Raw genomic sequence first — 13,052 nt, 5'->3', positions numbered from 1 at the left:
AGTACATCATCCAACGAGATGTTGAAGAACTTAATTTGTACGTTTTACAAACCCATTGATAGTAGAAATGTTCCGGCAATCCATAATGTAAGTGATAGAATACCACCAATTATCAGAAAGTGTTTGAATTTATAGATGCCTGTTCCATAAATCAACGCGTTAGTTTGATAGCCTACTGGAGTGAAAAAGCTAAAATTTGCACCAAACATGACAGCTAATAAGAACGGTTTAATATCTAATCCTAAACCGCTTGCAACAGCGATAGAAATAGGGGTCATAATAATAGCGGTTGCATTATTAGAAATCACACCAGATAAGAGCATAGTGGTACCAAATAATAATCCTAAAACGATAATGGGTGCTTGGTCGCTAACTAAGGCAAGTAAGTTTTTAGAAAGCCATACATCGGCACCACTATTTGTCATGGCAACCCCTAAAGGAATCATACCTGCCAATAGAAAAATAATCTGCCAATTTACTTTTTGGTAAACACTTTCAAGCTGAATAATATTAGCAAGTAACATGGCACCAACACCGGCAATTGAGGCGGCCAAAATACTTAAAGTTCCACTGGCAGCAAGACCTATGACTCCTAATAAAATTAAGAGTGCTAAGATTCGTTTTTTATTAGAAGCAACAGGTTTAAACTCATGTTCGTTTAATATGGCGATATTTTCCATATCATATAAATTGGAAATTTTATGTTCTTCAATTTCTAGCAGAACACGATCTCCAGGTTTAAGATTGATGTCCTTGATGTTCTTTCGAAGTAAACGTTCTTTAGTGTTTCTTAGGTTTCTTCGTTTTTTTATGGCTATGGGATAGGCTCCTCGAAATGAAATTCGACGTAATACCTTAAGTGTTTTGCCAATGAGGTTGGATCCAGGAAGAATAAGAATTTCAACATAGGTTAACTCCCTTTTTAATTCATCGGTGCTCTCGTCTTCAATATCTTTTTGTCTTTTTCGTTTTTCATTTAGAATAAGACCGTTTTTCTTCATTAATGATTGAAAATTTTCCAAGTTACTCATCAAAATCAAGTCGTCATGAGCCATTAATTTAATATACTTTCCAGGATCGTTAATGACTTGTTTAGCTCTTATGAGTTTCAATAACTTCACTTCTTCGTTATCAAAAATATCAATGGAACCGAATGTTTTTCCAATTAAGGGTGAATCTTCAGATACTTTAATGGAAAAAACATAAGATTCTATATCATAAGATTTTCTTAAGTCGCTATGTTTACTGGTCGGTAAAAAGCGTGTGGCAATGGTCATAATCACCAATCCTATAATAAAGAATATGATTCCATACTTCGTAAACTCAAAAAAGCTAAACGATTCAACACCATGATTTTTCGCAACCGCGTTCACAATAAGGTTGGTAGATGTACCCATCAATGTACAGCTTCCACCTAAAATACCCGCAAATGAAATCGGCATTAATAAGCGAGAAGAAGAAAAGTTATATTTTTCGGATAACTGGGTAACAATTTTAATGAATATGATCACAACAGCTGTGGTGCTAATAAAAGCTGAAATACTTGCTGAAATTAACATGAAAGCTGGTGTGATTAATATAAGTGGTAATGTCTTTAGTTTTTTCACATTATCGGAAAGCAGTTGAATGACTCCATTTTCTTCTAATCCAACAGCTAATATCATTAAGGCAAGAATAGTTATGGTAGCCGGATTAGCGAAGCCACTAATAGCCTCTTCAGGAGATGTTAATTGTAATAAAACAAGAGCAACAATAATGAAGAAGGCAATCTTATCAATAGGAAATAACTCAGTTATAAACAGAACAATACTAATACCAATAATTATAAAAACTAAAAGAATAGAGAGTTCCATATTTGCAATAGTATTGGGTTAATCCTGAAATCTTACCTCAATTTACGGAATAATGACTGATGTATTAACTTATTATAATATTGTTTTAACTCTGATAAATTGATATTTCGAATTGCGAGCCTTTTGATATTCTTTATGAACACGTATACAATGGCTGAAGCTTATTTAAATAGTGTTCGGGTCTGTTGTATTAAAAATGTTTTATCATTTTTGCATTTTATAATTTTATAGACCAGCCATTATGAAAGATTTTAAAATGAGCACATTTAAATTCACTACACTACTCATGTTTTTAGGTTTTTTCTCCTATAATTCGTTGTATTCACAAGCTTATACGCGCGAACAATTACAGGATTCTATGGCTCAAATGCCCTATTTTTCTATACATAAGGATAATTATTTTATAACAGGAGTTCCAGCAAATACAGCCATTAATAGCTCCACGGCCAATGCTAAATATCAGATAAGTTTTAAGCAGATACTTACAAGAAGTAGACTTCCTTTAGACACCTATTTATTCATGACGTACACGCAAAAGTCATTCTGGAACATTTACAAAGAATCTTTACCTTTTAGTGATATTAATTTCAATCCATCCATAGCAATAGGGAAAGCCATTTACGATAAAGAGGATCGCTTAAGTGGATTGGCAACCGTCTCCTTTGAACACGAATCTAACGGAAGAGATAGTATAGCTTCAAGGAGTTGGAATCGCTTTAGTTTAGAATATACCACTAATATTTTTAAAAGAACAACCGCAAGTTTTAAGGTGTGGTTACCATTCGGTTATAAAGAAGGAAATCCAGATCTCTTGGAATATGTTGGATTAGGCCAAGTTAATATGTCACATATATTTAAACAAGATAAGCTTGTTTTTGATTTAAGAGTTAGGAAAGGACTCAATTTTGATGGCAAAGGCTCAATTAGAACTCGTATTTATTTTAATCCGTTTGATAATAATATCTCTAACCAATATGTGATGTTTGAATGGTTTGTTGGTCAAGCTGAAGGTTTACTTAATTATCAAGAATCAAAAAGTATGATACGCATTGGTTATGTTATAAGAACTAATGAATTTAGATGGTTTAAGGGGAAAAAATAATGATGCAATGAGCAGATAACTTTTGGTGATTAAATTCCTTTTAAGCGATTCCACAAATCACTTATCAGTTTTTTACCATCCCGTTTCGATTTTTCTTGCTCTACAAAGTTCACGTTCCCATTTTCATCCACATCTATGCGGTATTGAAAAACAAATTCTTGTGATTGAGGTTCCATACTTAGCAGGCCAAAACGTAAATCGTTATAATATAGTTTACCATCCTTCTTTATTATGGTGTGCCATCCTTCAGAAATTGAAATCATTCGTTGTACTTTCTCATTTTCGATGAGGTCACCTAATAATTGATGGTTTTTCGGAAAGGCTTCAAATCGAGTTTGTTGCGTGTCAAAAAATGAATAGTAACCTAAAAGATAAGCGTCTTTAGTATCTACATTCGCACTCCAAAGAATAGTATTAAGTGGAGCAGGTCGGGTATCTATTTGCTCGTAAATAATATTTTGGTCGAGTAGGGCATCTTCAAATTGTGTTAGTGCAAGGTGTTTTAGCACAAAAGTTAAAGCTAAATATGCCGTACTAATGGTAAGTCCAAGACCATTGTAAAAACGACGTTTTTCCGAAGTTCTTTTTTGAAACATGGTCAGAATCAGACAAATTAAAAATGGAAGTGTGTATAATGGATCAATAACAAAAATAGTTTTAAAGGCTAATCTTAAATCGAAAGGCCAAAAAAACTGAGTTCCCCATGTGGTATGTGCATCTAATATAGGATGTGTTATCAATGCCCAAAAAAATAACCAGGACCATCCTTTCCAATCTTTATAAGATTCAAACCGTGAGACGAGCCAACCAAATAAGGGGGCAAACAATACGCAAAATACAATGGAATGCGTAAATCCACGATGAATAGCTAAAGCCGTAACCGTATCGGTAAAATGTGAGGCAAAAATATCTAAGTCGGGAATAGTGCCTGCAATAGCTCCATATAATATAGCTTTATTGCCAACCTTTTTACCTAAAACAGCTTCGCCAACGGCAGCTCCTAAAACGATTTGAGTAAGTGAATCCATATTGTTTTCAAAAGTAAGGTTTCGCTAATAATGAATCAATAGATTCTATTCTAAAATGAGAAAATGAAAGAATTTAATGGAATTTTTAAAAATTTAATAGTAAATTACACAACCTAATCATTTTAAAATCATTAGTATAAAGTATCTTTATGAGTGAAAAATTGAAAAAACTGGCATATAATTTTCTCGTCTTGCCGGTTGGTAATATGCTCGTTCTTCTTCAACCAGAAAAAGCACGCCAACTATCAGAAAATAGAATTACACTAGTCCATAAACCTAAAAGAGATATGAGTTTGTCGGATAGAGTAATGCGAAGTTCCCTTTTGCACAAGCTTGATAAAATACAAGATTATAGCGCTATAGCTGAACAAAATCGAAATTTTTGGGTTAATAGTAAAGCTACTGAATTGTTTTCAGATCTAGAGGATACCTTTAAAACCGATTTTATACCACATTGCACATTTATATTTGATTTGCTTAAAAAAGAGTTATCTGAGACGTCAGTAGAATTTAATACATTGGTTGAAATCGGAACTGGGAATGGAGATGTTCTCAATTATCTCAGTGCTGAGTTCCCCAATATTAGTCGTTTCGTGGGTATCGATCTTAGTCCGGATCAAATAGAATTAAATAAGGACAGATTTTCAAATAATGAAAAACTTGAGTTTGTAGCTGCTGATGCTTTTGATTGGGTGAAAGAAAATGGTCATGGAAATACTGTTTTTGTTACATCAAGAGGTGTATTAGAATACTTTTTACAGCCTCGACTTCAGGAACTATTTAATATGATTAATGGCTTAGGTAAAACTATTTTTATAGCAATAGAACCTAATGGAGCTGACCATGATTTTGATGCCCATCCGGAGACTCAACTTTATGGACATGAACCTTCGTTTTCACATAATTACCCTTTGCTATTTAAAAACGCTGGTTTTGATATTTGGCATTTTTCCCAAAAAGTTTGGTATAAAGCTTCAGATATGCAGACGTTTGTTGGTGCTAAAAATTAAAAATTTAAGAGACCAAAAGCACTCTCATCAAAGTATTGGTTTCAATATATATTATGAAAGAGTTTATTAGAAAATATGAAATTTGGGTGTTTCTTGCCCTAGGTCCAGTGTTAAACGTCTTTTTTGTATATTTCAGGTCTATTGGATTAATTCCTAAACCGTTATATAATACGGGCCGATTTACATTTCTTCTCATATTCTTAATTATATTAGTTTTTTATACTAGAGGATTCGCTGGAGTGAAAGACATATTTAAACCTATGCTTAATTGGAAGGTTCATCCTAAATGGTATATTTTTAGTTTTGTATTTGCATTTGGTGTTGGCGTTACAACACTACTATTAAAAGGCATTTATTCGGGAGGAGAACTCACCGCATATTTAAAAACGAATTTTGGAGTTTTAACCTTTAGAGGGATTGTAGCTCTATTTGTTTGGGCTTTTTTAGGAGAGGTGGTATGGGTTAGCTATTGCATTCGAGAACTCTCAAAAATCACCAAACCGTTCTATGCTAGCCAAATTGTAGGCTTTGTTTGGACTTTATGGTGGATTCCCATTATCATTCGCGGGGAAGGAGTGCTTCCTGGGATTCCAATAGTCTCTTTAGGAATATTTATGCTGGGAATTGCAGGTATGTGTACCATAGTATATGGTCATTCCAAAAGTGGATTATGCGTATTGGTTTTGCAGTTTATGGTAAACATTTCTCTAAATGCATTATCAGTATCTCCAAGTACCGGAGGTGTTAATACATTCACAGCATTTTCAATTGTTTATTTTATTACAATGCTATGTTTTATGTATTTTATGAATCCCGCAAAAAAGTTTAAAAGCTATAATCAAAGTATTAGAAGTTAAGTCCGTATCCGAAATCATTACACCATATCTAAATAAGGTTTGTTTGCTTAGATCTATGACATGCTTTATCTACCATAAATAAGCGTGGATATTGATGATTAGATGAACTACTCTTCGTTAATCTTAATTATTCTACTTCTGTAGGTCACCAACTTTGTGACTATTAATAATTGTTTTTTTTCTAATTAATAGTAAGAAGTCTAAATCCAATACAATTTATCGAAGGAAAAAAGATACTTCACCACAAACAGTATTGCCACTAATTTGTCTCTAAGATCATATTTTTTCGACAGATTAAGAATTTTAAAAACAGTGATATAGTGGTTTTGAAAGATGAAAGGAACAATTTGTCATAAATTTTGAATCAATATCAATTTTTTTTCTAAATTGGTTTAAAAATCCCCCCTTATAAGCTTTTGTAACCAATTCGTTTTTGAGCTTATTCAGTTTTTTTGTATTAAATTAGGATAAACCTCATTTCTAGTGGTTTAGTCTTTAATAATTCATGGAAATTGAATAGGTTTGAAAGCACATTTAATTAAATTAGAGGAAAATGTATAGCCCAAATCAAATTTATTTGCTATTCAAGGAGGCTGTGAAATTATATCCAGACGAAGATTGTATTATTACTGAAACAAAAAGTCTTACTTATAAACAAACAGAGCAGGAGGTTTCTAAAGTTTATGCCGAGATTGTAAGGAGTGCTAAGGATGAAAAAAATATCGGGGTACCAACCACTAGGTGTGCCGAGCAGATAATTTTTTTATTAGCAACATTAAAAGCTGGTAAAGCTTATGTCCCTATCGATTTTAGTTATCCAAAACAGAGACTTGCAAGAATTATTAGTAATTCTAATCTCAAATATTGTCTCACAACAAATAACGATGAAGAAAAGCTTACCGAAAATGGTCTGAAACCACTAAAAGGTAGAGAGTTTGAACAGTCCTTAAATGGTGAATTTATAGAATCTTCTTCACAAAATTTGCCGACTTACATTTTATATACTTCAGGATCCACAGGTGAACCAAAAGGTGTCTGTATGGGTGAGAAGGCAATGTTAAATCTCCTAAAATGGCAGAGTGAAAAATCAATTTGTAAAAATGGTTCAAGGACCTTACAATTTGCACCTTTAAGTTTCGATGTTTCTTTTCAAGAAATTATGTCTACTCTAAGTACGGGAGGAACACTTGTATTAATAACGGAAGATCAGCGTTTAGATATGTTCGCGCTAATTAGACTGATTGAGAAGCATTCTATAAATAGATTATTTCTTCCATTTGTAGCACTACAGGCCCTAGCCGAAGCTGCTATTAGTTTAGATGTTTTTCCTTCGAGTTTAAAGGAGGTTATGACGGCAGGAGAACAGTTAAAAACGACGAATCAATTACGAACATTTTTCAAAACTCTGAAGGCTTGTAATTTATATAATCAATATGGACCTACAGAATGTCATGTAGTGACAGAATTAAGACTTGAAGGCGATCCGGATAATTGGCCAGCTTTACCAACCATAGGAAAACCTATTGATAACGTAAAGATGCATATTCTTGATAAGGATCAGAAACCAGTACCTGAAGGCGAACTTGGAGAACTGTGTATTTCTGGTTTATGCCTTGCTGAAGGTTATGTAGGAAACGAGGAATTGACCAAGGAAAAGTTTACATTTATACAATTACCAAACCTTGGAGCTATTAGAATGTATCGCACTGGTGATATCGCTCGAATTTTGCCTGATGGTAATATCGAATTTTTAGGAAGAGAAGATGATCAGGTTAAAATTAGCGGCCATAGAATTGAATTAGGTGAAGTTGAATTAGCACTTAATAAGTTACCTAATATTCAACAAGCTGTGGTTATAGCAAGTAAGCATTTTTCTGATCAAGCTCAGTTAATTGCGTATTTACAATCAGATAAGCCACCAATAGACAACTCAGAATTTAGAGTACAAGTTAGTGCTGTTCTTCCTGAATATATGGTGCCTTCACATTATGTATGGGTTAAGGACTTTTCAAAAACAACGAGTGGTAAAATTGATAAGAAAAACTTACCACTTCCAGAATATAGTAGACCAAGTAATGCACCATTATTAAAAAAGCCTACCACTAAAATTCAGAAGGATTTAGCCAAAGTTTGGGCCGAATTATTACGTGTACCTGAAATAGGTGTTTTAGATAACTTTTTTGAAATGGGAGGTACGTCATTATTGGCACAAAAAACGGTGGCCACTTTACGACGAACTTACAATTATGAGATACCAATTATAAAACTATATCAGCATCCAACAATTTCAGAATTGTCGAGCTATTTAGAACCCAAAAAAGAAAATAAATCAAAAGTTAATGTTGCTCGTAAAAGAAGTAATTCCTCTTCAGATGTAGCCGTAATAGGAATGGCTGGCCGTTTTCCGGGAGCTAAATCCATACAAGAATTATGGAGTGTTTTAAGAGAAGGTAAAGAGACAATTTCTTTTTTTACACCTGAAGAATTAGACCCTGCAATCCCTGAAAGTTTACGTAACGATCCTTTATATGTGGGAGCACGAGGAGTGGTGCCTTCTGTTAAAGAATTTGATGCTTCTTTTTTCGGATTAAATCCTAAGGTCGCAGAAGCTATGGATCCCCAACAGAGGCTATTTTTAGAAATAGCATGGGAAGCCTTAGAGCATTCCGGACACCTTCCTACGCATTATGATGGAACTATTGGGGTATATGCAGGAACAGGTACCAACACGTATTATAAAAACAATATTCTTCCAAATAAAGATATAATAGATCGAATTGGTGGTTTTCAAGCGAATACGGTTAACGAAAAAGATTATATATCCTCTAGAACCGCTTATCATTTAAATCTTAACGGACCCGCTGTTAGTGTTCATTCGGCATGTTCTACGTCACTACTTGCAATAGCCGAAGCAACTGATGCTATTAGACAAGGCCGTTGCGATGTTGCTTTGGCTGGTGGCTCTAGTATAACGACACCTATATTCAGTGGTCATTTATACCAAGAAGGTTCAATGATGAGTCCTGATGGTCATTGTAGATCATTTGACGAAAACGGAAAAGGAACTGTTTTTAGTGATGGAGCGGGCGTCGTGCTTCTTAAGAATTTAGAAGATGCGAAGGCAGATGGAGATATTATTTATGGGGTTATTAAAGGAATTGGTATTAATAATGATGGCGGGAATAAAGGTAGTTTTACGGCTCCAAGTGCTGAAGGGCAAGCTGGTGCTATCGCCAATGCCTTATTTGATGCGAATATTGATCCTTCAGAGATTAGTTATATAGAAACGCATGGTACGGCAACGCCTGTTGGTGATCCAATTGAGCTTGAGGGTTTGCAAATGGCTTTTGGAAAGCAGGCTGAAAATGGCTATTGTGCCATAGGTTCTATAAAAAGTAATATGGGACATTTAACCGCAGCGGCTGGTGTAACAGGATTCATAAAAACTATATTGTCACTAAAAAATCGAGAGATTCCAGCGTCATTAGGTTATGAGCGACCAAATCCATCTATAGATTTTGAAAATAGCCCATTCTACGTTAATAATAAATTATCGCCGTGGAACTCAAAAGGAACGAGAAAAGCCGGAATCAGTTCTTTTGGTGTTGGTGGAACAAACGTTCATATTATTGTCGAAGAATACGAAAATAAACAACTTAAGTCTGATGAAGGCCGTCCAGTTCAACTTCTAACCTGGTCTGCTAAAAAGGAAAATAGTTTAGTCGGTTATCAAGCGGCATTAGGGGATTTCTTAAAATCGTCTAACGCATATAATTTGGCCGATGTTGCACATTCATTAATTAAGACTAGAGATTTATTTACACATAGAGGGTTTGTAATCGCTGGCAATACACCTGAGGCAAGTGAGAAGTTGTTGTCTTCAGAAAATAAAGGTGTTAAAACAAATTCATTAAAAATTGTACCAGGCGAATTAGCTTTTTTATTTCCAGGACAGGGTTCTCAGTATTTACAGATGGGTAAATCCCTTTATGATGGAGAAAAAGTATTTAGAGATGCTGTAGATCATTGTGCTGAGTTTTTAACTTCAATTTTAAAAAAGGATATTAGACAAATAATTTTTCCTGATGAAAATTCACCTGAAACTGAGCTTCAATTAAAAGATACCAAATACACACAACCGTCATTATTTGTAATTGAGTACGCTTTATCTCAACTATGGATGAGTTGGGGAATAAAACCGACTTTAGTATGTGGACATAGTATTGGTGAATTTGTAGCAGCACATCTAGCTGGAGTATTTACATTAGAAGATGCTTTACGTCTCATTACAATTAGAGGACAACTTGTGAGTGACTTACCTGGGGGCAGTATGTTATCGGTAAGAACCACAATCGATGAGCTTCAAAAGTTAATTCCTGAAAATCTTTCAATTGCAGCAATTAATTCTGATAATTTGATTGTTGTTTCAGGTACTGATCAGGATGTTGAACGTTTCGCTAAAGAATTAGAGGCTGCAGGCATTGCAAATAAGCTTTTACTAACAAGTCATGCGTTTCATTCTACGATGATGGATCCTGTATTAGATATCTTTGAAACCGAAGTAAAAAAACTGCAACTAAATATTCCACGATTACCAATTGTTTCTACGGTGACGGGAGATTATTTGACTGATGCGGAATCGACTAGTTCTACATATTGGGCAAACCATTTAAGAGCTACTGTGAATTTTTCGGGAGCGATGGATACCGTTTTAGGTTTAGAAGACCCTGTATTATTGGAGGTAGGGCCAGGTAGAGCTCTAACAACCTTGTCAATGCAAAAGAAAGGTTTAAAATCACTAGCCTCAATTTCTAGTTTAACTTTTCCTAAAGACAATGAAAATGCCTATCACACTATTTTGACTGCGTTAGGAGACTTATGGTTGCATGGTGTTGAACCTGATTGGGACTCTTTTTATGGTGATCAAAAACGTCAAAGGCTGTGGTTGCCATCTTATGTTTTTGATCGCAAACCTTGTTGGGTAGACCCAATTAATAAAAAACTTATTCAAAATAATCAGGAAATTAATAAAACACAAATTGCAGGTCAAAGCACCGATCCTGTACTAAATACCAATACAAAATTTATGAGAAAGCCTATTATTCTTAATAAAATATCAGAGATAATTGAAGAGAACTCCGGAGTAGAAATAGAAGCTAGTGATTATGGTCAAAGTTTTCTAGAACTTGGCTTAGATTCATTAGTCTTAACACAAATGGCCATTACTTTTAAAAAAGAATTTAATACACCAATCACATTTAGACAGTTAAATGATGAGTTTGGGTCACCTAACTTATTAGCGGACCATATTGATAAGGTATTGCCTAAAGAGGTCTATGCACCGGAACCAGCTGTAAATCATGTTCAGACTCAGAACCCTATTCAAAATACAGTGACGAGTACGTCAAACCAACAACTAGTTCAACCATCCGTAAATACTGTAAATAATCCTAATCAAAATACCGCTTTAGGTCTAATTGCACAGCAATTACAGCTTTTAGGAAAACAAATGGAATTGTTGCAAGGAACGAGTAATACAGCGGCTCCTACTGTGACGGCTCAAGAGCATCAGCCCATAATGACACAAGCTCCTGTGAATTCAGTAACAGATGATTTATCTGAAGATGAAAAAAAGGAGCATCAAAAACCCTTTGGAGCATCACCTCGTATTGAAAAAAAGGCCACAGGGTTAAATACGAATCAAAAAGAGTTTTTAGATAATCTTGTCCTTAATTATAATAAGAAGACAGCAGGAAGTAAGGCATATACACAAAAACACCGTAAACACATGTCGGACCCAAGAGTAGTTTCGGGATTCAAACCTGAAACAAAAGAACTTATTTACCCGATTGTAGTTGAAAAATCCTCGGGCAATCGCCTTTGGGATATAGATGGGAACGAATACCTTGATACTTTAAATGGATTTGGTGCCTGTTTATTTGGGCATCAGCCTGATTTTATTAAAGAAGCAATACATAAGCAAGTAGAGCTAGGTTTTGAAGTTGGACCTCAACATCCATTGGCGGGAGAGGTTTGTGAATTACTTTGTGAGTTCACTGGTCACGAGAGAGCTGCATTGTGTAATACAGGGTCAGAAGCCGTGCTAGGAGCAATGCGTATTGCGCGAACAGTCACAGGACGATCATTAATTGTGGCATTCTCGAGATCTTATCACGGTATTAATGATGAGGTTATTGTAAGAGGGTCACGAAAATTAAAGTCTTTTCCAGCTGCTTCAGGTATTTTACCAGAAGCCGTTCAGAATATGCTCATATTAGATTATGGAACTGAAGAAAGTTTAGCAATTATAAAGGAGCGAGCCAATGATATAGCAGCCGTTCTTGTGGAACCTGTTCAAAGTAGACGACCAGAGTTTAGACCAATAGAGTTTTTAAAAGAGGTTAGGAAAATTACTAAAGCATCTGAGTCTGTATTAATTTTTGATGAAATTATTACTGGTTTTAGAATGCATCCTGGCGGAGCACAGGCTTTGTTTGGTGTTAAAGCAGATTTAGCAACTTACGGAAAAGTTATAGGAGGTGGAATTTCTATCGGAGCAATTATAGGTAATAAGAAATGTATGGATGCCTTAGATGGCGGATTTTGGCAGTATGGTGATGATTCTTTCCCAGAAGCAGGAGTTACTTATTTTGCAGGGACATTCGTTCGTCATCCATTAGCCTTAGCTTCAACTAAAGCATCACTCTTATATATGAAAGAAAAAGGGGTGAAACTTCAAGATGAGTTGGCAAAAAAAACAGATCGTTTTGCGTCTGAATTAACGGCGTACTTCAAATCTAAAAATCTTCCATTAGAAATTGCCTATTATAGATCGTTATGGCGATTAAAAGTACTAGAAGACATTCATTATTCAGAATTGTTTTTCGTGCTTATGCGCCATAAAGGAATTCATGTTTGGGATGGCTTTCCATGCTATATGACAGAAGCCTATTCAGAAGATGATGTTACTCATTTAATTAAAACCTTTATTGACTGTGTAGAAGAACTTGTTCAGGTTGGGATATTCGGAAATGAATTGATTGACGTATCAAATGGTAATGGGAGTGTGCCAAATTCGAAAGCATTGAATCAACCACCCGTTCCGGGAGCACGATTAGGTATGGATGAGCAAGGTAATCCCGCTTGGTATATAGCAGATGAAAAGAGCGACGGAGCTTATAAAAAAATAGAATTATAGGTCT

At 34.9% G+C, this 13,052-nt stretch carries 6 protein-coding genes; 4 read left to right on the top strand and 2 right to left on the bottom strand.

Going from position 1 to position 13,052, the window contains the following annotated elements; translation table 11 throughout:
* Window positions 1-44: 44 nt before the first annotated feature.
* Window positions 45-1,853 carry an SLC13 family permease gene (locus DFQ11_RS07925; RefSeq protein ID WP_110475313.1) on the bottom strand — a complete coding sequence of 603 codons (1,809 nt, stop codon included), beginning with the start codon at window positions 1,851-1,853 and terminating at the stop codon, window positions 45-47.
* A gap of 241 nt (window positions 1,854-2,094) precedes the next feature.
* On the opposite strand from DFQ11_RS07925, the gene DFQ11_RS07920 reads away from it, so the two are divergent.
* Window positions 2,095-2,955: a phospholipase A gene (locus tag DFQ11_RS07920; RefSeq protein WP_229791252.1), complete on the top strand. Its 861-nt coding sequence runs from the start codon at window positions 2,095-2,097 to the stop codon at window positions 2,953-2,955.
* A gap of 29 nt (window positions 2,956-2,984) precedes the next feature.
* Here the strand turns inward: DFQ11_RS07920 and DFQ11_RS07915 are convergent, their stop codons facing one another.
* Window positions 2,985-3,983: a metal-dependent hydrolase gene (locus DFQ11_RS07915; protein WP_110475312.1), complete on the bottom strand. Its 999-nt coding sequence runs from the start codon at window positions 3,981-3,983 to the stop codon at window positions 2,985-2,987.
* Between the two features lie 149 nt (window positions 3,984-4,132).
* Here DFQ11_RS07915 and DFQ11_RS07910 point away from each other — a divergent pair, with 149 nt between their 5' ends.
* The 3 genes from DFQ11_RS07910 (at window position 4,133) to DFQ11_RS07900 (ending at window position 13,048) form a co-directional block, all read left to right on the top strand.
* On the top strand, window positions 4,133-4,993 hold the full coding sequence (locus tag DFQ11_RS07910; protein WP_110475311.1) for a class I SAM-dependent methyltransferase: 861 nt from the start codon (window positions 4,133-4,135) through the stop codon (window positions 4,991-4,993).
* Between the two features lie 53 nt (window positions 4,994-5,046).
* On the top strand, window positions 5,047-5,850 hold the full coding sequence (locus tag DFQ11_RS07905) for a hypothetical protein (RefSeq protein WP_110475310.1): 804 nt from the start codon (window positions 5,047-5,049) through the stop codon (window positions 5,848-5,850).
* Between the two features lie 553 nt (window positions 5,851-6,403).
* Window positions 6,404-13,048 (top strand): polyketide synthase, encoded by a 6,645-nt coding sequence (locus DFQ11_RS07900; RefSeq protein WP_110475309.1) that lies wholly within the window; start codon window positions 6,404-6,406, stop codon window positions 13,046-13,048.
* Window positions 13,049-13,052 lie beyond the last annotated feature (4 nt).

This window comes from Winogradskyella epiphytica, assembly GCF_003217215.1.
Lineage (GTDB): Bacteria > Bacteroidota > Bacteroidia > Flavobacteriales > Flavobacteriaceae > Winogradskyella > Winogradskyella epiphytica.
The sequence above is the reverse complement of the archived record's forward strand: the minus strand, read 5'-3'. Positions and strand labels throughout refer to the sequence as shown.

Coding starts and splice junctions, on each gene's coding strand:
- DFQ11_RS07925 (WP_110475313.1), bottom strand. CDS start 1,853: ATGGAACTCTCTATTCTTTTAGTTTTTATAATTATTGGTATTAGTATT.
- DFQ11_RS07920 (WP_229791252.1), top strand. CDS start 2,095: ATGAAAGATTTTAAAATGAGCACATTTAAATTCACTACACTACTCATG.
- DFQ11_RS07915 (WP_110475312.1), bottom strand. CDS start 3,983: ATGGATTCACTTACTCAAATCGTTTTAGGAGCTGCCGTTGGCGAAGCT.
- DFQ11_RS07910 (WP_110475311.1), top strand. CDS start 4,133: ATGAGTGAAAAATTGAAAAAACTGGCATATAATTTTCTCGTCTTGCCG.
- DFQ11_RS07905 (WP_110475310.1), top strand. CDS start 5,047: ATGAAAGAGTTTATTAGAAAATATGAAATTTGGGTGTTTCTTGCCCTA.
- DFQ11_RS07900 (WP_110475309.1), top strand. CDS start 6,404: ATGTATAGCCCAAATCAAATTTATTTGCTATTCAAGGAGGCTGTGAAA.